General features: G+C 63.1%; 20 protein-coding genes and 1 pseudogene. 8 read left to right on the forward strand and 13 right to left on the reverse strand.

All coding sequences use genetic code 11. From position 1 onward, the window contains the following. Positions 1-25: 25 nt before the first annotated feature. Positions 26-1234 (reverse strand): 3-oxoadipyl-CoA thiolase, encoded by a 1209-nt coding sequence (pcaF, locus tag A4A58_RS13865; RefSeq protein WP_068732950.1) that lies wholly within the window; start codon positions 1232-1234, stop codon positions 26-28. 252 nt (positions 1235-1486) lie between these two features. On the opposite strand from pcaF, the gene mutS reads away from it, so the two are divergent. After that, positions 1487-4216 (forward strand): DNA mismatch repair protein MutS, encoded by a 2730-nt coding sequence (gene mutS, locus A4A58_RS13870; RefSeq protein ID WP_068732953.1) that lies wholly within the window; start codon positions 1487-1489, stop codon positions 4214-4216. On the opposite strand, the gene A4A58_RS13875 is transcribed toward mutS, so the two are convergent. The 5 genes from A4A58_RS13875 to A4A58_RS13895 all read right to left on the reverse strand — a co-directional run bounded on the left by A4A58_RS13875 (position 4213) and on the right by A4A58_RS13895 (position 8473). Then, positions 4213-5010: a hypothetical protein gene (locus tag A4A58_RS13875; protein WP_068732955.1), complete on the reverse strand. Its 798-nt coding sequence runs from the start codon at positions 5008-5010 to the stop codon at positions 4213-4215. The two genes, mutS and A4A58_RS13875, sit on opposite strands and share 4 nt — an antisense overlap. Positions 5011-5068: 58 nt before the next feature. Continuing rightward, positions 5069-5578 (reverse strand): OsmC family protein, encoded by a 510-nt coding sequence (locus tag A4A58_RS13880; RefSeq protein ID WP_068732958.1) that lies wholly within the window; start codon positions 5576-5578, stop codon positions 5069-5071. 57 nt (positions 5579-5635) lie between these two features. Beyond that, entirely contained in the window at positions 5636-6415 is a 780-nt protein-coding gene (locus tag A4A58_RS13885) for an ABC transporter ATP-binding protein (RefSeq protein WP_068732960.1), read from the reverse strand. Beyond that, positions 6415-7263 (reverse strand): ABC transporter permease, encoded by an 849-nt coding sequence (locus A4A58_RS13890; RefSeq protein WP_068732962.1) that lies wholly within the window; start codon positions 7261-7263, stop codon positions 6415-6417. The genes A4A58_RS13885 and A4A58_RS13890 overlap by 1 nt, the downstream gene beginning before the upstream one ends. 235 nt (positions 7264-7498) lie before the next feature. After that, a complete protein-coding gene (locus A4A58_RS13895) occupies positions 7499-8473 on the reverse strand; it encodes an aliphatic sulfonate ABC transporter substrate-binding protein (protein ID WP_068732964.1) in 975 nt (324 codons plus the stop codon). A 271-nt stretch (positions 8474-8744) separates the two neighbouring features. On the opposite strand from A4A58_RS13895, the gene A4A58_RS13900 reads away from it, so the two are divergent. Then, complete coding sequence (locus A4A58_RS13900; protein WP_068733707.1) at positions 8745-11540, forward strand: [protein-PII] uridylyltransferase; 2796 nt, start codon at positions 8745-8747, stop codon at positions 11538-11540. Here A4A58_RS13900 and A4A58_RS13905 read toward each other — a convergent pair. Together A4A58_RS13905 and phaR are read right to left on the reverse strand one after the other, a co-directional pair. After that, a complete protein-coding gene (locus A4A58_RS13905) occupies positions 11537-12061 on the reverse strand; it encodes a methylated-DNA--[protein]-cysteine S-methyltransferase (RefSeq protein ID WP_068733710.1) in 525 nt (174 codons plus the stop codon). The genes A4A58_RS13900 and A4A58_RS13905 overlap by 4 nt on opposite strands. 88 nt (positions 12062-12149) lie before the next feature. Further along, complete coding sequence (phaR, locus tag A4A58_RS13910) at positions 12150-12749, reverse strand: polyhydroxyalkanoate synthesis repressor PhaR (protein WP_068732965.1); 600 nt, start codon at positions 12747-12749, stop codon at positions 12150-12152. A 307-nt stretch (positions 12750-13056) separates the two neighbouring features. Between phaR and A4A58_RS13915 the strand changes: the two genes are divergently transcribed. The 3 genes and pseudogenes from A4A58_RS13915 to A4A58_RS31830 form a co-directional block, all read left to right on the forward strand. After that, on the forward strand, positions 13057-14235 hold the full coding sequence (locus tag A4A58_RS13915) for an acetyl-CoA C-acetyltransferase (protein WP_068732966.1): 1179 nt from the start codon (positions 13057-13059) through the stop codon (positions 14233-14235). 183 nt (positions 14236-14418) lie between these two features. Next, complete coding sequence (gene phbB / locus A4A58_RS13920; RefSeq protein WP_068732968.1) at positions 14419-15144, forward strand: acetoacetyl-CoA reductase; 726 nt, start codon at positions 14419-14421, stop codon at positions 15142-15144. Positions 15145-15212: 68 nt separating this feature from the next. Then, positions 15213-15461, forward strand: a pseudogene (locus A4A58_RS31830) (EamA family transporter); the annotation flags it as partial. On the opposite strand, the gene A4A58_RS13925 reads toward A4A58_RS31830, so the two are convergent. The 3 genes from A4A58_RS13925 to A4A58_RS30795 all read right to left on the reverse strand — a co-directional run bounded on the left by A4A58_RS13925 (position 15458) and on the right by A4A58_RS30795 (position 17055). Beyond that, positions 15458-15892 carry a cupin domain-containing protein gene (locus A4A58_RS13925; protein WP_068732970.1) on the reverse strand — a complete coding sequence of 145 codons (435 nt, stop codon included), beginning with the start codon at positions 15890-15892 and terminating at the stop codon, positions 15458-15460. The pseudogene A4A58_RS31830 and the gene A4A58_RS13925 overlap by 4 nt on opposite strands. Beyond that, on the reverse strand, positions 15892-16659 hold the full coding sequence (gene gloB / locus A4A58_RS13930) for a hydroxyacylglutathione hydrolase (protein WP_068732972.1): 768 nt from the start codon (positions 16657-16659) through the stop codon (positions 15892-15894). Before gloB ends, A4A58_RS13925 begins: the two co-directional genes overlap by 1 nt. A gap of 87 nt (positions 16660-16746) precedes the next feature. After that, complete coding sequence (locus tag A4A58_RS30795) at positions 16747-17055, reverse strand: MliC family protein (RefSeq protein ID WP_068732974.1); 309 nt, start codon at positions 17053-17055, stop codon at positions 16747-16749. A gap of 222 nt (positions 17056-17277) precedes the next feature. Between A4A58_RS30795 and A4A58_RS13940 the strand changes: the two genes are divergently transcribed. Further along, complete coding sequence (locus A4A58_RS13940; protein ID WP_068732976.1) at positions 17278-18060, forward strand: class I SAM-dependent methyltransferase; 783 nt, start codon at positions 17278-17280, stop codon at positions 18058-18060. Positions 18061-18063: 3 nt separating this feature from the next. On the opposite strand, the gene xerD is transcribed toward A4A58_RS13940, so the two are convergent. Together xerD and A4A58_RS13950 are read right to left on the reverse strand one after the other, a co-directional pair. Further along, positions 18064-19023 carry a site-specific tyrosine recombinase XerD gene (xerD, locus tag A4A58_RS13945; RefSeq protein WP_068732978.1) on the reverse strand — a complete coding sequence of 320 codons (960 nt, stop codon included), beginning with the start codon at positions 19021-19023 and terminating at the stop codon, positions 18064-18066. A gap of 16 nt (positions 19024-19039) precedes the next feature. Beyond that, positions 19040-19186, reverse strand: a complete 147-nt coding sequence (locus A4A58_RS13950; protein WP_068732980.1) for a histidine kinase — start codon at positions 19184-19186, stop codon at positions 19040-19042. 176 nt (positions 19187-19362) lie between these two features. Here A4A58_RS13950 and A4A58_RS13955 point away from each other — a divergent pair, with 176 nt between their 5' ends. After that, the gene (locus A4A58_RS13955; protein ID WP_068732982.1) at positions 19363-20004 is read left to right on the forward strand and encodes a shikimate kinase; all 642 of its coding nucleotides are present in this window, start codon (positions 19363-19365) and stop codon (positions 20002-20004) included. Beyond that, a complete protein-coding gene (gene aroB, locus A4A58_RS13960) occupies positions 20001-21158 on the forward strand; it encodes a 3-dehydroquinate synthase (protein ID WP_068732983.1) in 1158 nt (385 codons plus the stop codon). Before A4A58_RS13955 ends, aroB begins: the two co-directional genes overlap by 4 nt. Positions 21159-21168: the final 10 nt, after the last annotated feature.

Genomic DNA, 21168 nt, shown 5'->3' on the forward strand with positions numbered 1-21168 from the left:
GGCGGCATTCTTGTGGACGTGAGTTTTAGTTCAGCTTCTCGATCGCCATGGCAACGCCCTGGCCGACACCGACGCACATGGTGGCGAGCGCGAGCTTGCCGCCGCGCTTCTCCATGCCGTGCACCGCCGTCATCGCCAGGCGCGCGCCGCTCATGCCGAGCGGATGACCGAGCGCGATCGCGCCGCCGTGTGGGTTCACGAAATCAGCATCTTCCTTGACGCCGAGCTGGCGCAGCACGGCGATGCCCTGCGACGCGAAGGCTTCGTTGAGCTCGATCAGGTCGAAATCGCTGATCTTCAGACCAAGGCGTTCCATCAGCTTCTTGGTCGCGGGTACCGGGCCGATGCCCATGATGCGCGGCGCGACGCCGCCCGAGGCGAGGCCGAGAATGCGGGCGCGGGCCTTGAGGCCGTGCTTCTCGACCGCAGCGCCCGAAGCGAGGATCATGGCGCAGGCGCCGTCATTGACGCCCGAGGCGTTGCCGGCGGTGACCGTGCCGTCCTTGCGCACGATCGGGCGCAGCTTGGCGAGGCCTTCCAGCGTGGTCTCGGGGCGCGGATGCTCGTCCTTGTCGACGGCGATCGGGCCGGCCTTGCCGCCGGGCACCATCACCGGGATGATCTCTTCGGCGAAATAGCCCGAAGCGATCGCCTTGCCGGCGTTCTGCTGCGAGCGGATGGCGAAAGCGTCCTGGTCGGCGCGGGAGATCTGGAAATCCTGCGCGACGTTTTCGCCGGTCTCAGGCATGGCGTCGACGCCGTATTTCTCGCGCATCAAGGGATTGATGAAACGCCAGCCGATGGTGGTGTCAAAGATTTCCGCCGAGCGGGAGAAGGCTTCGGTGGCCTTGCCCTGCACGAATGGCGCGCGGGTCATGGATTCCACGCCGCCGGCAATGGCGAAATCGATTTCACCGGCGCGAATGGCGCGGGCGCCGGCGCCAACGGCATCGAGGCCGGAGGCGCAAAGACGGTTCAGTGTGGCGCCGGGAACGGAATCCGGCAGGCCTGCGAGCAGCGCGGCCATGCGGGCGACGTTGCGGTTGTCTTCACCGGCCTGGTTGGCGCAGCCGAAATAGACTTCCTCGACGGCAGCCCAATCCACACCGGGATTGCGGTCCATCAGGGCTTTAATGGGGGCGGCGGCGAGGTCGTCGGCGCGAACTTTGGCAAGGGAGCCGCCGAAACGGCCGATGGGGGTGCGGACGGCGTCGCAAATGAAGACATCGCTCATCAATTCTCTCCCTGGAGACTGCATCCGCGCTCGATTGCCGGATTTTCGCGGTGGTTTTAAGAACCCCCGCTCACCCGGTCAAATGGCTCCGGCAGATGGCTGCCTTGTCCCCGGGAATTCAAAGAATTCCCTCGGAATTGCGGATATGAAATTCAAGTTGACTTGTCAACTGGGCCGCTCGATGGGGAAAACTGGGATTTGAAACCAGGGCGGGTGGGATCGGCAGGGTAAAATTTGCTAGCGTCCGCCGCCATGACAATCCAGCAAGCCATTACCGCCCCGGAACAGCCAGCCGCCCGCGTGGAAGACACCACGAAGGTGTCGCCGATGATGGAACAGTACCTCGAAATCAAGGCGGCCAATCCTGGCCTCCTGCTGTTCTACCGGATGGGCGATTTCTACGAGATCTTCTTCGAGGACGCCGAGCTCGCCTCGCGTTCGCTCGGCATCGTGCTGACCAAGCGCGGCAAGCATCAGGGCATGGACATTCCGATGTGCGGCGTGCCGGTGGAGCGCTCCGACGACTATTTGCATCGCCTGATCGCGCTCGGCATCCGCGTCGCCGTCTGCGAGCAGATGGAAAATCCCGCCGAAGCCCGCAAGCGCGGCAACAAGAGCGTGGTACGGCGGGATGTCGTGCGCGTGGTCACGCCGGGCACGCTGACCGAAGAAAACCTGCTCGATGCCCGGGCGAACAACTATCTGCTGGCGATCGCGCGCAGCAAGGGCTCAAGCGGTGCGGATCGCATCGGTCTGGCCTGGATCGATATTTCGACTGCCGAATTCATCGTCACCGAATGTGCGACGGGCGAACTCGGCGCGACACTGGCGCGGATCAATCCCAATGAGGTGCTGGTTACGGACGCGCTCTACAGCGATCCTGACCTCAGCCAGTTGCTGCGCGAACTCCCGGCGGTGACGCCGCTGACCCGCGACGTGTTCGATGGCGCCACCGCCGAACGCCGGCTGTGCGATTACTTTGCCGTCGCCACCATGGATGGCCTCAGCGCCATGTCGCGGTTGGAAGCGACCGCGGCCGCCGCCTGCGTCACCTATGTGGAGCGCACCCAGGTCGGCAAACGCGTGCCGCTGTCGCCGCCGACCCGCGAAGCGGTCGGCACCACCATGGCGATCGATCCCGCGACCCGCGCCAATCTCGAACTGACGCGGACGCTATCAGGCGAGCGCAAGGGCTCGCTGCTGGATGCCATCGACTGCACCGTGACGGCCGCGGGCTCGCGGCTGCTGGCGCAGCGTCTTGCCGCGCCGTTGACCGATGAAGTGGCCATCGGTCGCCGGCTCGATGCGGTGACCACATTCGTCGCTGACAGTGGCCTGCGCGACGATCTTCGCGCGGCGCTGAAGACCGCGCCGGACATGTCGCGCGCACTCGCGCGGCTTTCGGTCGGCCGCGGCGGCCCGCGCGATCTCGCTTGCCTGCGCGACGGCGTGCTGGCCGCGGACCAGGTGTTGGCGCGCCTCGGCGCCATCGACAACCTGCCGGCAGATATCACCGCGGCCATGGCCGGGCTGCACCGCCCGTCACGTGAGCTTGCGGCCACCTTCGCCCGCGCGCTCGCCGAAGATCTTCCGCTGTTGAAGCGCGACGGTGGCTTCGTGCGCGAGGGCTTTGAGGCCGCGCTCGACGAGACCCGCAATCTGCGCGACGCCTCGCGCCTGGTAGTCGCCGCGATGCAGGCGCGCTATGCCGACGATACCGGCGTCAAAGGCCTCAAGATCCGCCACAACAACGTGCTCGGCTACTTCGTCGAGGTCACCGCGCAGCATGGCGACAAGCTGATGCAGGCGCCGCTGAACGCGACCTTCATCCATCGCCAGACGTTGGCCGGGCAGGTGCGCTTCACCACGTCCGAGCTCGGCGAGATCGAAGCCAAGATCGCCAATGCCGGCGACCGCGCGCTTGGGTTAGAGCTCGAAATCTTCGAGCGTCTGTCGGGCATGGTCGTCGAGGCCTCAGAAGATCTGCGCGCCGCCGCGCACGCTTTCGCGCTGCTGGATGTGGCGACCGCGTTGGCGAAACTCGCGGTCGACGACAATTATGTCCGCCCCGAAGTCGACAACTCGCTGTTGTTCGCCATCGAGGGCGGCCGGCATCCGGTGGTCGAACAGGCGCTGCGCCGCGACGGCCAGCCGTTCATCGCCAATGCCAGCGATCTGTCGCCCGGGCCGGGGCAGCAGTCCGGCCAGATCTGGTTGATCACCGGTCCGAACATGGCGGGTAAGTCAACCTTCCTGCGCCAGAACGCGCTGATCGCGCTGCTGGCGCAGATCGGCAGTTTCGTGCCGGCATCGCGCGCCCGCATCGGCATCGTCGACAGACTCTTTTCGCGCGTTGGCGCTGCGGATGATCTCGCGCGCGGTCGTTCGACCTTCATGGTCGAAATGGTCGAGACCGCCGTGATCCTCAATCAGGCCACCGAACGCGCGCTGGTAATTCTCGACGAAATCGGCCGCGGCACCGCGACCTTCGACGGATTGTCGATCGCTTGGGCCGCGATCGAGCATCTGCATGAGAGCAATCGCTGCCGCGCGCTGTTCGCGACCCATTATCACGAACTCACCGCGCTCTCGGCGAAACTGCCGCGGCTGTTCAATGCCACGGTGCGGGTCAAGGAATGGCACGGTGACGTCGTGTTCCTGCACGAGGTGCTGCCGGGCTCAGCGGACCGCTCCTATGGCATTCAGGTGGCCAAACTCGCAGGCCTGCCGCCCGCGGTGATCGCGCGCGCGAAGTCGGTGCTGGCCAAGCTCGAAGCGCAGGATCGCGGCCAGAGCGCCAAGGCGCTGATGGATGACCTGCCGCTATTCGCCATCACTGCGCGCGCGCCGGCCGAAGCAGCACCGCCGAGCGAAGCAGAGCTCCTGATGGATGCCGTGAAGGCGCTGCATCCGGATGAGATGTCGCCAAGGGAGGCGCTCGACGCGCTCTATGCGCTGAAGGCGAAACTGCCCAAAGGCTAGACGGCGCGGATTTTCATGCGCCCGTATGCCCACAGGCCGAGATTCCACACCACGCAAGTTGCCAACGCGACGCTTAGCGCGATTGCCGAACCGAAGCGCGGCGCGGTGAGGGGCAGGGTCGCGACGGCGATGCCGAAGCCCATGAGGCCCCAGCCGCCATTGGCCATTACCGCGGCGGTCGGCAGGCCGCCGATGCGCGGATGCAGGATCAGCAACAGGCTGGTGAACACCACGGGATAGAGCGCAAGGATGCCGCTACCGGCCGGGCCGATGGTCGCGGATAGCGTGACGACTGTGCCGACCAACGTGGACACCAGTGCCGCACGTAGCAGTATGTCGTACCAGCGTCGTGTGATGAGCGGCATCCTGGCGTGGCGAAACCGCGCCATGAGCGGCAGGCAGATGCCGAAGGCCACCGCATTGGCAAGGAGACCCCCAAGCAACGACCATTCGAATTGCCGGACCAGTATGGCAAGGCCGAACCACACCAGCATTGCCGTGCCGAGACTGACAACGACGTTATGGCGCCGGGCCAGATAGACGTAAGTCAATCCGAAGAACATTGTCACGGCGTTGATAGGCAGGCTCGTCAGCGCGCCCTGCGCGATGAAGGCGGCATCGTGATCGATGGCGAGAAAGACGTAGGACGGACCTGCAGAGATCGGCAGTGTCGCTACCAATGCGCCGATCACCGGGCCGGATCGTTCGGTAATGATGGAGGCGGTGATCACAAAGGCGGCGGTGATCGCCATGCGCAAAGTGAGCGTCAGGAGGAAGGCAAGTTCGGGGGACATGGCAGCCTGACGAGAGGAGGTGCTTGGCCTCCTCTTCCTTGTGAACAGTCCCGCCTGCTTACACCCTGTTGAGGGACACCGAAACCTTCGGGCCATGCTTGATGGTCTGGTAGACCACGCAATAACGCTCGGTCAGCTTGAGCAGCAGATCGAGCTTGTCCTGCGGTGCGTCGGTATCGACGTCGAAGCGCAGGCGGATTTCGGCGAAGCCGACCGGGGCTTCCTTGTCGACGCCGAGCGTGCCGCGGAAATCGAGATCGCCTTCGGCGGTCACATTCCCGGACTTCAGTGGGATTTCGACGGCGGTGGCCACCGACTTCAGCGTCACGCCGGCGCAGGCCACCAGTGCTTCCAGGAGCATGTCGCCCGAACAGAGTTCGAGGCCGGAGCCACCCGTGGCCGGGTGCAGTCCGGCGGCTGCGATCTGCCGGCCGGTCTCGACCTTGCAGGCGATGCCGTCGCTGTCGATCGAGCCCTTGGCTTTGAGCGTGATGAAGGCAGCCTTGGGATCGGTCTTATAGAGCTCTTTGATGGGGGCCTGGGTGGCGCGAAGCGCGGCGGCGTCCATGATATCTCTCCCTGAGATTTTGTTAGTTGCAGCTTTTATTCGCCTGCGTCGATGTTGTCACCACCACGCGCCGACCGTCTCGGCGGGCGCGCTATCGGGCACGTCACGATCCAGCGATCGATCCAGTGCGGTGAGCACGCGGCGCTTCACAGCGTCGAACAGCGGCGAGGCACGATCGCGCGGACGCGCAAGGCCGACATCGATCTCGGCGAACAGCCGACCCGGCCGCGGCCGCATGACCAGCACGCGGTCTGCCAGCACCAGAGCTTCATCGACATCATGGGTGACAAGGATCAGCGTCGGCCGTGTATCGGCCCAGAGATCGAGCAGATGATCCTGCAGATCGCGGCGCGTGAAGGCGTCGAGCGCCGAGAACGGTTCGTCGAGCAACAGCACCTCCGGCTGCGGCACCAATGCACGGGCAATGGCCACGCGTTGCGCCTGCCCGCCGGATAGTTCGCGCGGCCATGCTTTTGCTTTATCCGACAGGCCGACGCGCGCCAAGGCCTGCGCGACTTTCTCGCGGCGTGCGGCGGCAGGAAGCTCGGACAGGCCAAAGCCGATATTGTCGGCGACACTCAGCCACGGCAGCAGCCGCGGTTCCTGGAAGATGATGCCGATCTTCTCGTGCGGCGCGCTGATATCGATATTGTCGATGCGGATGCTGCCGGTCGAGGCGCGATCGAGCCCGGCCACGGCGCGCAGCAGTGTCGATTTTCCACACCCGGAGCCGCCGATGATGGCGACGATCTCGCCCTGCGGGATTGTCGCCGAGAAGCGCTCCAGCGCATGGACGCCGTTGGGATAGATCTTGCCGACCTTGTCGAGGGCGAGCATCAGGTCTCTCCACCCGGTCGGAACGCGTCCTGCCAGCGCAGCAGTGGTGTGGTGATCAATTCGATCAGCCAGTCGGTGGTCTTGCCGAGCAGCGCGAAGATGGTGATTGCGGCGAGGATCTGCGCGGGCTTGCCCAGTTGCTGGCCGTCGATCAGGAGATAGCCGAGCCCTTCGGAGGCGCCCATGAATTCGGCGGCAACCACGAACATCCAGCCGAGCCCGAGGCCGACGCGCAGCGCGACCACATAGGCGGGCAGAACCGCAGGCAGCAGGATGCGGCGGATCATGGCGGGGCCGGAGAGGCGGAAGGTGCGGCCGACCTCGACGATCTTGCGATCGACCGAGAGGATCGCGCCCATCACGCCGAGATAAACCGGAAAGAACACGCCGACGGCGATCAGCGCGACTTTCGAGGTCTCAAAAATACCGAGCCACAGGATGAACAGCGGCACCCAGGCGATCGACGGGATGGCGCGCAGTGCCTGTACGGTGGGATCGAGCAGGCGCCGTGCGATTCCCCAATAGCCGGAGATAGCGCCGAGCAGCGTGCCGGTGACAACGCCGAGGCCGAAGCCGGCAGCAACGCGCGACAGCGTCGTGGTGATATGGCGCCAGAGTTCGCCGCTTCGGGCGAGCTCCATGATGGTGGCAAAGACGCGCGATGGCGGCGGCACCAATCGGCCATTCGACCAGCCGGACCACACCGCTAGCTCCCATGCCAGCGCGAGTGTCAGCGGCAGTACGACGCCGAGCGCCGGCCGCGCGAAACGCTGCCAGCGCCTGTTGGATGCGGATCGGTCGCGTGTCTCGGGTCGTTCGAGCGCGGGTGTTTCCAGCGTCATTGTCATAGGAGATTGCGTCTCGTCGGTGATTGCAAGCAGCGCCTTGCTGTCTTCCCCTCGCCCCCGGCGCAGCGAAGCTGCGTCAGGTGGGAGAGGGTGGATCGAACACGCGAAGCGGGTTCGAGGCGGGAGAGGGGGCGCTTCGCGGAAGAAAGAGCCCTCTTCCGCCTTCGCTGCGCTCAGGCACCCTCTCCCGCGGCGCGCAGCTTTGCTGCGCTGGGGGAGAGGGGAAGTCAGAGCGTCAGCTCTTCGGCAGCGGCACCTGATCGTCGATCAGTGCATCCACCGTCGCCTTCACATCGACCTTGGCGTCGATCACCCCCGCCTGCTGCAATGCGAGGCCTGCGGCAAGGATCGACTCGCGCTGCGGTGCGCCGATGCGGCTGTGGGTGAGTTCGGTGCGCTCCTTGAGCTGCTTGTCGACCACGGCATCGGGCAGCTTGGTGACGCCGATGAAGGCCTTCTTCAGCTCGGGATAATTCTCCAGCGAATATTTCCGCGCGTCTTCATAGACGGCGAGCACCCGCCGTGCGGCATCCGGATAGTCCTTCAGGAACTGCTCGCGCACATTGAGGATGCCCCAGGTGTTGGCGTCCGGCTTGCGGAAGAACAGTTTGGCGCCGTCCTCGACCTCGGCCTGCGCCATCATCGGATCGAGTCCGGCCCATGCATCGACGTCGCCGCGGATCAGCGCGGCCTTGCCGTCGGCATGCTGCAGCAGAACTGGCGTGATGTCCTTGTCGGTGAGGCCGGCGCCGAGCAAAGCGCGGACCAGGAAGATGTGCGGATCGGTGCCGCGGGTCACCGCGACCCGCTTGCCCTTGAGGTCGGCGACGGAGGCGATCTTGGAGTCCTTGCCGGTGACCAGCGCGGTCCATTCCGGTCGCGAATAGACATAGACCGATTTGATCGGGTTGCCGTTGATCCTGGCGACCAGCGCAGCCGAGCCCGCGGTCGAGCCGAAATCGATGGACCCCGCATTGAGGAATTCGAGCGCCTTGTTGGAGCCGGCCGACTGTACCCAGGTGATCTTCACGCCGTCCTTGGCGAATTCCTTCTCCAGGAGGCCGTTCTGTTTGAGGATGATCGAGACCGGATTGTAGGTCGCCCAGTCGAGCCGGATTTCCTTGAGAGGTTCGGCGGCGAAGGTAGCTCCGGGCAGTAGTGCAGCCGCAGCAATCAGACCGGCGACAGCGCGCCGTGACATCGTGAACATTCTAGTCTCTCCCTGATGGACGATCGAAGCGTGAGATTTGAAGGCGACTTGCGTCCTGCGGGCGTCATGGCACCACGCCAGGGTCGCTCTGTGAGCAAAAACGTGCTTTAATTTCAATTAGTTATGGCGTTTCGTCAACGAGAAGATATGATGCGCCAGAGATACCGCCGCGAGAACGTTGTTGCCCGGATTGCGCAAAAGGCAGCATGGACTAGCTGTGGAGCTACAATCACCGTGACAGCGCTTGCGCCGTCCGATATCCGGGTTGTTCATGGACAGCGTTGCTACACAAGACAGACCGACAACCGAAACCGACTTCGACACGACGCGGATTACCGCCGAAATCGATACGCTTGCAGCGCAGCATCGCGGCAAGAACGATTTGTTTCGCGCCGCGGTCGCCAAGCTGCTGAAGGCGGAACTGCTCAAGGCCAGTGAAGCCGCCGAGGCCGTGTTGCTGAAGGACCGCCACGGCCGACGCTGTGCCGAGCAGCTCTGCCACGTGCAGGATGAAATCATCCGCATACTGTTCGCCGCGGCGACGAAGCATCTGTATCATTCGCCAATCCCGTCTGGTGCCGAACGCATGGCGGTGGTCTCCACCGGCGGCTATGGCCGTGGGTTGATGGCACCGGAATCCGACATCGATCTGTTGTTCATCCTGCCCTACAAGCAGACGGCCTGGGGCGAGCAAGTCGCCGAAGTCATTCTCTATTGCCTGTGGGACATGGGTCTGAAGGTCGGCCACGCCACGCGTTCGGTGGATGAATCGATCCGCCAGGCGCGGGGCGACATGACGATCCGCACCGCGATCCTGGAAACGCGCTTCCTCACCGGCGATCAGGCTCTCTACGACGAACTGGTCACGCGCTTCGACGCCGAGGTGGTGCAGGGCACCGCCGCCGAATTTGTCACTGCCAAGCTCGCCGAACGCGAGGAGCGCCATCGCCGTGGCGGCCAGTCGCGCTATCTGGTCGAGCCCAACGTCAAGGACGGCAAGGGCGGTCTGCGCGATCTGCACACCGTGTTCTGGATCGCGAAATACGTCTATCGGGTGCGCGACAGCAAGGAGCTGGTCGCGCGCGGCGTGTTCGATCCGCAGGAATACCGCACCTTCAAGCGTTGCGAAGACTTCCTGTGGTCGGTCCGCTGCAATATCCACTTCCTGACCAAACGGCCGGAAGAGCGGCTGTCCTTTGACCTGCAGCGCGAGATTGCGGTTCGTCTCGGCTATACCTCGCATCCCGGCATGCAGGACGTCGAGCGCTTCATGAAGCACTACTTCCTGATTGCCAAGGAAGTCGGCGATCTCACCGCGATCCTGTGCGCGAAGCTCGAAGACCAGCAGGCCAAGCCGGCGCCGGCGCTGACGCGCATGATGGCCAAGTTGCGACCCGAGATGCATCGCCGCCGGCTGCCGGACAGCGATGCGTTCATCATCGACAACAACCGTATCAACCTTGCTGCGCCCGACGTGTTCAAGGAAGACCCGATCAATCTGATGCGGTTCTTTCGACTGGCACAGAAGCACAATCTGGCTTTCCATCCCGATGCGATGCGGGCAGCAACGCGGTCGCTCCGGCTGATCACGCCCGAGATCCGCGAGAACGCCGAAGCCAACGCGCTGTTTATGGAGATCCTGACCTCGGACAATGCCGAGATCGTGCTGCGGCGGATGAACGAGACCGGCGTACTCGGTCATTTCATTCGTGCCTTCGGCCGCATCGTGTCGATGATGCAGTTCAACATGTATCATCACTATACGGTGGATGAGCATCTGCTGCGGTGTGTCGGCATCCTTCAGGAGATCGAGCGCGGCGGGAATGACGAGTTCGTTGTCGCCAGCGATCTGATGCGCAAGATCCGCCCGGAACATCGGGCGGTGATCTATATCACGGTGTTGCTGCATGACATCGCCAAGGGGCGTCCGGAGGATCACTCAATCGCCGGCGCCAAGGTGGCGCGGCGGCTGTGCCCGCGGCTCGGATTCAACGCCGCCGACACCGATCTCGTTGCGTGGCTCATCGAAGAGCATCTGACCATGTCCACGGTGGCGCAGTCGCGCGACCTGTCGGATAGCAAGACCATCGAGAATTTCGCGGCCGTGGTGCAGTCGGTCGAGCAGATGAAGCTGCTCACTATCCTCACCACCGCGGACATTCGTGGCGTCGGTCCCGGAGTCTGGAACGGCTGGAAAGCGCAGTTGATCCGCACGTTGTACTACGAAACCGAGCCTGTGCTGACCGGCGGCTTCTCCGAGGTCAATCGCGCACAGCGCATCGCGTCGGCGCAGGCGGAATTCCGCCGTGCCTTCACCGAGTGGCCTGAGCAGGATCTCAACGCCTATATTTTGCGGCACTATCCGGCCTACTGGCTCAAGGTCGAGCTCGACCGCAAGATTCGCCATGCTCGTTTCCTGCGCGCATCGGAAGAGGCCGGGCACAAGCTCGCGATCAATGTCGGGTTCGATGAAGCCCGCGGTGTCACCGAGCTCACGATTCTGGCCGTCGACCATCCATGGTTGCTGTCGATCATCGCCGGCGCATGCGCCGCAGCCGGCGCCAACATCGTCGACGCGCAGATTTACACCACGACCGATGGCCGCGCGCTGGACACCATCGCGATCTCCCGGGAATACGATCGCGATGACGACGAAGGCCGCCGTGCAACACGAATCGGCGACATGATCGAGGACGTGCTCGAAGGCAAGGTGCGGCTGCCAGAAACCGTGGCGAAGCGCGCCTCGACCAAGGGCAAGATCAGGGCTTTTACCGTCGAGCCGGAAGTCATCGTCAACAACCAGTGGTCGGATCGCTATACGGTGATCGAGGTGTCCGGCCTCGACAGGCCGGGCCTCTTGTATCAGCTCACCACGGCGATCTCGAAGCTCAACCTCAACATCGCTTCGGCGCATGTCGCGACCTTCGGCGAGCGCGCGCGAGACGTGTTCTACGTCACCGATTTGCTTGGAGCGCAGATCAATGCCCCGACGCGTCAGGCTGCGATCAAGCGCGCATTGATCCATCTGCTGGCAAACGGCGATATCGCGGAGAAGCCGGCGGCTTAGGACGCCACCACGACACCCTCATGCTGCAGCAGCCAGCGTTTGCGCGCGATGCCGCCGCCATAGCCGGTGAGCGAACCGTTGGCGCCGATCAGGCGGTGGCAGGGTACGACGACACTCAGGGGATTTGCACCATTGGCATGGCCGACCGCGCGCATCGCGGTAGGCACGCCGAGTTGCGCCGCCAGCGTGCCGTAGCTGAGTGTGCTGCCTGCAGGGATTTTTCGCAGTGCCGTCCAGATACGGTTCTGAAACGGCGTGCCGGGGATGTGGCAGGTGATGCCATCGAGTTGGTTGAGGTCGCCGTCGAAATAGCGTGAGAGTGCGTTGCGGATTTCGGATGGTGCCGAGTTCTCGATCAGTCCGACCGCCCCGTAGTAACGACGCAGCAAAGTCAGCAAGCGCTCTTCGTAATCGATCCAGTCGAGTGCGCAGAGTGCGCCGCCGTGGTTCGTCACCAGCAGCGCGATGCCGATCGGAGTGTCGAGCCGGTCGAGAGTGAGTGGGGTGGGTTGCTTCGCCATGGCGATGTTGCGCTCATCAAATGGAAACACCGACCGTAGGTGTAGCTACGGCCGGCGTCATTCCGATTTCCGATAAGTGAGCCGCGAATTATTCCGGCTTCGGCTCGTGCGACATGCGCTCGAGGCGTTCCTGCATTTCCTTCATCTGGCGACGCAGGTCATCCATGGTGTCGGCAGGCTCAGCGGTCGGCTCCGGCGCCTTTTCCGGCTCCGGCGCCGCCGCGCCGCCGCGCGGTGGCACGAACGGCTTGAACATCGCGAAGGTCTGCTGAAACAATTCCATGTTGCGACGAACGGTTTCCTCAAGCGGCGCGAACGGCGTCATGCTGAACGTGTTCGTCATCTGCTTGCGGAATTTCTCCTGCTCGCGCGTCAGGCTGTCGATGGACTGCTCGAGATACTTCGGCACCACCATCTGCATGCTGTCGCCATAGAAGCGGATCAACTGGCGCAGGAAAGTGGTTGGCAGGAGATTCTGGCCAGCCTTGTTTTCCTGTTCGAAGATGATCTGGGCCAGCACAGAGCGGGTGATGTCGTCACCGGTCTTGGCGTCATAGACGAGAAAATCCTCGCCGTCCTTCACCATCGCAGCGAGGTCCTCAAGCGTCACGTAAGTGCTTGTTCCGGTATTATAAAGCCGGCGGTTCGCGTATTTTTTGATTGTCGTGGGTTGATCTGATTTCGCCATGGGGGCTCACACATACGGACCGAGGACAGGGAACCTTACGGCAGCGCGCCATAAGGTTGTCGAACAACGCAATGCAATAAAGTAAGCACTTTCAAAGGGGCTCGGCTACCGTTTTGTGCGTCACGGTTAAAATGGCAGCAGTCTTGTGCTATGCAAAGCGACATCCGTGCCATTTTGCGTGCGTTGCGGCCGTAATTTGGCTTCTGGCCAATTGACAGTCCAACCCTCAGTTAACAGGATAGTTTGCAACGCGGCCCCCGCCATCCTGGCTCTGACCGTCGAAAAAACCTCAACACAGGAGATGTCCATGTCAGACGATGTTGTCATCGTCAGCGCTGCCCGCACACCCGTCGGCAGCTTCAACGGCGCTTTCGCCACTATGCCGGCACATGATCTCGGCGCGATCGCCATCAAGGCGGCGCTTGAGCGCGGCAAGATCGATCCAGCCCGCGTCTCCGAAGTCATCATGGGACAGATCCTCACTGCTGCGCAGGGCCAGAACCCCGCGCGTCAGGCCTCGATTGCTGCCGGCCTGCCGGTGGAAACTTCGGCCTGGGGCGTCAACATGCTGTGCGGCTCCGGCCTGCGCACCGTGGCGCTCGGCTATCAGGCGCTGCTCAATGGTGATTCGGAAATCGTCGTTGCCGGCGGTCAGGAATCCATGAGCATGGCCCCGCATGCGCAATATCTGCGCGGCGGCGTGAAAATGGGACCGGTGGAATTCGTCGACACCATGATCAAGGACGGTCTGTGGGATGCCTTCAACGGCTATCACATGGGTAACACCGCCGAGAACGTGGCAAAGCAGTACCAGATCACGCGCCAGCAGCAGGACGAGTTCGCTGTTGCATCGCAGCAGAAAGCGGAAGCTGCGCAGAAGGCCGGCAAGTTCAAGGACGAGATCGTTCCGGTCACGATCAAGGGCCGCAAGGGCGACACCGTGGTCGACAGCGACGAATATCCGCGCCACGGCGCCACTATCGAAGCCATGGCCAAGCTGCGTCCGGCCTTCGAGAAGGATGGTACCGTCACCGCCGGCTCGGCATCGGGCATCAATGACGGCGCCGCCGCCGTGGTGCTGATGACCGCCAAGCAGGCCGCCAAGGAAGGCCTCAAGCCGCTCGCCCGCATCGTGTCGTGGGGCCAGGCCGGCGTTGATCCGAAGATCATGGGCACTGGCCCGATCCCGGCATCGCGCGCTGCGCTGAAGAAGGCCGGCTGGACCATTAACGATCTCGACCTGATCGAAGCCAATGAAGCTTTTGCTGCGCAGGCTTGCGCCGTGAACAAGGACCTCGGCTGGGATACGTCGAAGGTTAACGTCAACGGTGGCGCGATCGCGATCGGTCATCCGGTGGGTGCATCCGGTGCACGCGTGCTGGTCACGCTGTTGCACGAGATGGAAAAGCGCGACGCGAAGAAAGGCCTCGCCACGCTGTGCATCGGCGGCGGCATGGGCATCGCGATGTGCATTGCACGCGACTAATCCTTACGCGCTGCGTGCTGAAAACATCAGCTCGCGCGTGCACTGCACACACTGCTACAACAAAATGCCCGGCGCTTTGCGTCGGGCATTTTCGCTTGATGGTCCAATTCTGCTTGATGTTCAGCGTATCGCCAGATTAATTCGAAGCTATAACTACAAAAGAGATTGGTGGAGGGATCGATCATGGCGCGCGTTGCATTGGTGACCGGGGGAACACGAGGGATCGGCGCTGCAATCAGCAAGGCTTTGAAGATTGCGGGATACAGCGTCGCGGCAAGCTATGCCGGCAATGATGCCGCCGCCGAGAAATTCAAAAGCGAGACGGGTATCGGCACCTACAAGTGGGATGTCGGTTCGTTCGATGAATGCGCCGCCGGCGTGAAAAAGGTCGAGGCCGATCTGGGACCGGTGGAAGTGCTGGTCAACAATGCCGGCATCACCATGGATGGTGCCTTCCACAAGATGACGCCGGAACAGTGGAACAAGGTGGTCAACACCAATCTCGGTTCGCTGTTCAACATGACCCGTCAGGTCATCGAGGGTATGCGCGAACGCAAGTTCGGCCGTGTCATCAACATTTCATCGATCAACGGGCAGAAGGGCCAATTCGGCCAGGTCAATTATTCCGCCGCCAAGGCCGGCGACATCGGCTTCACCAAGGCACTGGCTCTCGAGAATGCTAAGCTCGGTATCACCGTGAACGTGATCTGCCCTGGCTACATCAACACCGAGATGGTGCAGGCCGTGCCGCTCGCTGTGCTTGAGAAGAGCATTTTGCCGCAGATCCCGGTCAATCGCCTCGGCGAGCCCGAGGAAATTGCGCGCGCCGTGGTGTTCCTGGCCGCAGACGAGTCCGGCTTCTTCACTGGCTCGACCATGACCATCAATGGCGGGCAATATCACGCGTAACGGGCCTCGAAGCTCGGACCTTATCCTGAGGAGCCCGCCCTTGCGGGCGTCTCGAAGGATGTGCGACATGCGCCACCGCCGCGTTTCTGGCCTTCGCCGTACATCGCTTTACGGAGGACGCCGTATGGCCATCGAGCCCGCTGCATGGGCGGATCATCGCGCTCGGTGCCGCCTCCTATGCGACGCCGCTGCTATCGACGGCGTTCCTGATTCTGGCCGGCTTCGCGCAGGCGAGCGCTAATATTCCTGTCGCGGCAGCGTTGATCGCAGGTGGTGGCTTGATCGCAGCGAAGGATATGATTTGGAAGCCGAGCTAGTCGGGCTTCCAGCCCTTCGGGGCCAACTCAAACGTCGCGAAATCGAAACCCGGTGCCACGGTGCAGCCGACCAGTGTCCAGTCGCCAGTGGTGGAGGCAGCCTGCCAAGCATGCGGTGGGACAATGCCTTGCGGCTCTTGTCCAGTGGCGACGTCCGGCCCGAGCGTGATCGTGCGCTGGCCGGCGTCGCTGGCGATTTCCAGCGTGAGCGGAGCGCCCGCATGATAGTGCCAGATCTCGACGGCATCGATGCGATGCCAGTGCGAGCGTTCGCCTGATGCCAGCAGGAAGTAGATCGCCGTAGATGCCGCCCGCCCGCCGGCATCGACGCGACTGTCGCGAAACGTCTCGCGGTAGTGGCCGCCTTCGGGATGCGGCTGTAGGCCGAGCGTCGCGATGATCTCGGCTGCAGTTGGCGTCTTGCCTGTCATCAGGACTTATTCTTGCGTTCGCGGAGTTCGCCGAACACGTCGTCCTCGCTGAATCCCTTGAGGCGGACGGCGGCGGCGATGGCCGGATCGTCGGCGCGCAGAAACACGTTGGTCTTCTTTTCAAGCCCGAGCAGCACCGGGATGGTTGGCTTGCCGACTGCACGGAGCTGAGCGACCTCTTCGGCGCGCTTCTTCAGCGCTTCGTTATTGGCATCGATGCCGAGACAGAACTTGACGTTGGCCGCGGTATATTCGTGACCGCAATAGACACGGTAGTCATCGGGCAGTGTGCGCAGCTTCTTCAGCGATTGCCACATCATCGGATAGGTGCCTTCGAACACCCGGCCGCAGCCGCCGGAAAACAGCGTATCGGCCGAGAACAGCGCCAGCTCGCTGTCGAACACGTAGCAGATATGGTCGAGCGTGTGGCCGGGGGTCTCGAACACCCGTGCGGTGAGCGCGCCGACCTGCACGGTATCGCCTTCGGCGACGCGGACGTCGACTTCAGGAATTGCCGTGCCCTGATCGTGCGGCGCTGTGACCTTGCAGCCATAGGTTTTCTTCAGCTCGGCGATGCCGCCGACATGGTCCGCATGGTGATGCGTCACCAGAATATCCGTGAGCTTCCAGCCCTCGCGCTGCAGCACCTTCATGATCGGGCCGGCCTCCGGCGCGTCGATCGCGGCAGTCTTCAGGCTCTGCGGATCATGGATCAGGTAGCCGAAATTGTCGGACAGGCAGGGGAATACGCGAATTTCAGCAGCCATGATAACTCCGTTGGATCACGTCGTGATGCGCTCGCACCGTGATGCGGCGAATTGATGGGTATGAGGAAGATGCGTGGTGCATGGCGTTCAGCGCGGTGTCACACATTGGCGCGCGGGCTGGCCGGCGATCTGCAGCGTGATGGTGGTCTGGCCCTTGCCGGCAATCTCGACATTGCCCTCACCATAGCGGAAGCCCGAGCCTGATCGCTGGATCGGCATGCGGAGCGTTTCGCCATTGGGATAGAACAGGGTGATCGACTTGCCGCCTGAATTGTAATCGACGGAGATCTTGCTGCCGCCCGGCAATGCGGGGGTGCATGTGTAGTCGACCGTCGCGGGATTGGCATAGGCGCCGAATGGCATCAGTGAAGCCATCACGGCCAGACTCGCGGCCATCGCCGCCGCCCTTGTGATTGTTTGACCTCGGCGTGACAGCATTTTTGTCTCTCCTGCAACGACGTCGCGGCGCTTGTTTCTCCGACTAGGCCGCAGCCGGGCCGGCCTTGTCAATTGGTGCAGCTGGCCGCCCGGGATGGTCTGGATATGTGGCGTTAACGCTGCCCCGGCAATGCGCGATTCGGGGGATCGTGGGCCGCCGCAACGTGTTAGAAAGCCATCATGACCATCGATGTGATCGATCTCCGGGATTTTTATTCGCGCCGCCTTGGCATCGTGGCGCGGCGGTTGATCAATCGCGGTATTCAGGCGCATTGGCCGGATGCCGAAGGCCAGCGTGTGCTCGGTCTGGGGTACCCCACACCGTATCTCGGCCTTTTCCGGGAGAATTCCGAACGGTGCATCGCTTTCATGCCGGCGGCACAGGGCGTGTTGAAATGGCCGACGGCAAAGCCGGCGCTGGCCACGCTGGTCGACGAATTCTCGCTGCCGCTGCCGGATGCCGCTGTCGATCGCATCATCCTGGTGCACGCTCTGGAAATGTCCGACGATCCCGAAGGTTTGCTCCGTGAGGTTTGGCGCGTGCTTGCGCCGTCCGGCCGGTTGATGGCGGTGATTCCGAATCGCCGGGGCGTCTGGACCCGCACCGACTCGACGCCGTTCGGTCACGGCCGACCCTATTCGCGCTCGCAAATCACGCAGTTGCTGCGACAGACCTGGTTTACGCCGACGGCGTGGAGCGAGGCGCTGTTCATGCCGCCGGTCGGAATGGGCTGGTTTCTGCGCTCGGCAATGGCGTGGGAGCGGATCGGCGCGGCGCTGTCGATGCCGTTCGCCGGCGTGCATATCGTCGAAGCCACCAAACAGGTCTATCGGGCGATCCCCGCCAAGCGCGAACGCACGCGGCTGATTCCGGCGCTGCAGCCGGTACTGGTGCCGACCTCCGGGATGCGGCGCGACGATGAGACGGATCATCTTGGCGAGACCGAGCCGCAGTCGCGCTGAGCACTATTTTTCCGCGAGCGGATGCAGGTCGCGGACCAGGCTCTTGAGCCGCTCTTCCACTACATGGGTGTAGATCTGCGTCGTCGAAATATCGGTATGACCGAGCAGCGTCTGCACGATGCGAAGATCGGCGCCGTTATGCAGCAGATGGCTGGCGAAGGCGTGGCGCAGCACGTGCGGCGACACCAGCCGCGGCGCGATGCCGGATGCAGCCGCAAGTTCTTTCAGGTCGCGCGCGAAATGCTGCCGGGTGAGGTGGCCGCTCTCGCCAAAAGACGGAAACAGCCATTTTGAGGCTGCACTCTTTTTTGGTTGAGACTTCTGCAACTCGGTCATCGCGGCGAGATATTCGGCCATCGCCTGTTTGGCAGTTTCGTTGAGCGGCACCAGCCGCTCCTTGTTGCCCTTGCCGCGCACCACGATCATGCGGGCATCGCGCCGCGCTGCGGTGAGCGGTAGCGACACCAGCTCGGAGACGCGAAGCCCGGTGGCGTAAAGTACTTCGAGCAGGCAGTAGAGTCGGGCATCGCGCAACCGCTGCTGCGCCGAAGCCTCCGCGTTTTGCGCCTGCGTGCGCGCCTGCACCAGCATACGGTCGACATCGGCGATCGACAGCACCTTGGGCAGACTGCGGCCACGTTTGGGGCCGGACAGGATGGCGGCGGGGTCATCGGTACGGATTTTTTCGCTGAGCAGAAAGCGAAACAGATGCCGTATGGCGGACAGCCGCCGCGCCACCGTGGTCGATTTGAAGCCGCGCTCGTCCAGGTCTTCGAGATAATCGCGTAGCAACTGGGTGTCGGCACCGGCAATGCTGGATTTCGCCCCGGCAGCAAATTCGGAAAAGTCCTCCAGGTCGCGGCGATAGGCGTCCAGTGTATTGACGCCAGCACCCTGTTCGGCGGCAAGCATGTCGAGGAACAGGCCGGAAAGTTTCGAATCGGAGGCGGGACGGGTGCTCATGGGGCGACCCTAGCGGCTATTTCTTGAGAAATTTGTCCGGCTGGACGGTAACCGTCATGTCCCGTGGCTTCGGATTGACGAAATTGGCCAGCGCGAAGATGACGCCATAGACCACGCCGACGAGCACCGCGACGACCGTCAAAAAGCGGAACAGGCTGGGCATGATCAGGGAACTCGGCGGCAGAATTGGGCGATTCGTTCCGCCGGAGGCGGTCACCTTGTCCGGATACAGACTGCAAGAGGTGCTGGCAACGCTGGCGCTGGGGGTAGTATAGGTGACCGGAATGCGGCAAACCTCTGCGATCCCTTGTCGCTCACTGATTTTGCAGGTGTTTTTTGATGTCCGAGACCATCTTGCCGGCGATTGCCAGCGCACCCCAGGAGGCCGCCATCGTCGCGGCGCTGGGAAAGCGCTCGGTCGTGCTGGTGGGCATGATGGGCGCGGGCAAATCGACCATCGGTCGGCGCATGGCGACGCGGCTGCGGCTGCCCTTCGTTGATGCCGACAACGAGATCGAGGCGGCGGCCGGGATGTCGATCCCGGACATTTTTGAAGTCCACGGCGAACCGCATTTCCGCGACGGTGAGGCGCGGGTGATCGCCCGGCTGCTGGACAGCGGACCGATCCTGCTGGCGACCGGCGGCGGCGCGTTCCTGCGCGAGGACACCCGGCAGCGAATTCGCGACAAGGCGATCTCGCTGTGGCTGAAAGCCGATGCGGACGTGATCCTGCGCCGGGTCCGGCGCCGGGAGAACCGTCCGCTGCTGAAGACTGCTGATCCCGCCGCGACCATTGCGCGGCTGATCGAGGCGCGCCATCCGTTCTACGAGCAGACCGACATCACGATCGACTCGCGCGACGTGCCGCATGAGAAGATCGTTGAGGAAGGCATCATCGCGCTGCATGAGCATCTGTTCCGCCCGCACGCGGCTTCCGCCATTTCCGAACCGACAGGCGATCCCTTGAGTTCTCAACTATGACCGCGCCCTTGAAGCATTCCGATCCGATCATCCCCGACCCTATCGTCGTGGACGTCGCGCTGGCTGAGCGCGCCTATGACATCGTGATCGGCCGTAACGTGCTGCCGTCACTCGGCGCGCGCATTGCGAAGCTACGACCGGGCGTGCGCACGGCCATCGTGACCGACAGGACCGTTGCCAAGCATTGGCTGGCTGCAACGGAAGCCTCGCTGGCGGAAGCCGGCATTCCGACCTCGCATATCATTGTTGAGGAAGGCGAGGGTTCGAAGAGCTATTCGGGTCTTGAGCAGGTCTCCGAGGCCCTGATCGCAGCAAAGATCGAACGCAACGATCTCGTCATCGCGCTCGGTGGCGGCGTGGTTGGCGATCTCGCGGGTTTTGCCGCAGCGATCGTCCGCCGCGGCGTCGATTTCGTGCAGGTGCCGACGTCGCTGCTGGCGCAGGTCGACTCCTCCGTCGGCGGCAAGACCGGAATCAACTCACCGCAGGGCAAGAACCTGCTCGGTGCCTTCCACCAGCCGGTACTCGTGGTGGCCGACACGGCGGTCCTCGATACGCTGTCGCCCCGGCAGTTTCGTTCGGGCTATGCGGAAGTCGCCAAATATGGCGTCCTCGGCGATGTCGCGTTTTTCACATGGCTTGAAGCCAATCATGCCGACATCATGCGCGGCGGTAGTGCTCGTGAACATGCGATCGCCACCTCGTGCCGTGCCAAGGCGGGCGTCGTGTCGCGCGACGAACGCGAGAATGGCGAGCGCGCACTACTCAATCTCGGCCATACCTTCGGCCACGCACTGGAAGCGGTGACGGGTTTCTCCGACCGGCTGTTCCATGGCGAGGGCGTGTCGGTCGGCATGGTGCTGGCTGCGCAATTGTCGGCGCAGCTCGGCATGATCGCCGAGAGCGATGCGACCCGCGTGCAGCATCATCTCGCCGATGTGGGTCTGCCCACGGAGCTACAGGACATCGCCGGCTTCGCCCAGGAAGGCCTCGCGGGCGCTGATACGCTGATGGCGCTGATGGCGCAGGACAAGAAGGTGAAGCGCGGCAAGCTCACCTTTATTTTGCTGGAAGGCGTCGGCCGGGCCGTCATTGCTGGCGATGTCGATCCCGCGACGGTTCGCGCCTTTCTGCATCAGAAACTGACGGGATAGAACTGACCGT

The sequence above is a fragment of the Tardiphaga robiniae genome (genome assembly GCF_001618955.1).
Taxonomy (GTDB): Bacteria; Pseudomonadota; Alphaproteobacteria; order Rhizobiales; family Xanthobacteraceae; genus Tardiphaga; species Tardiphaga robiniae_A.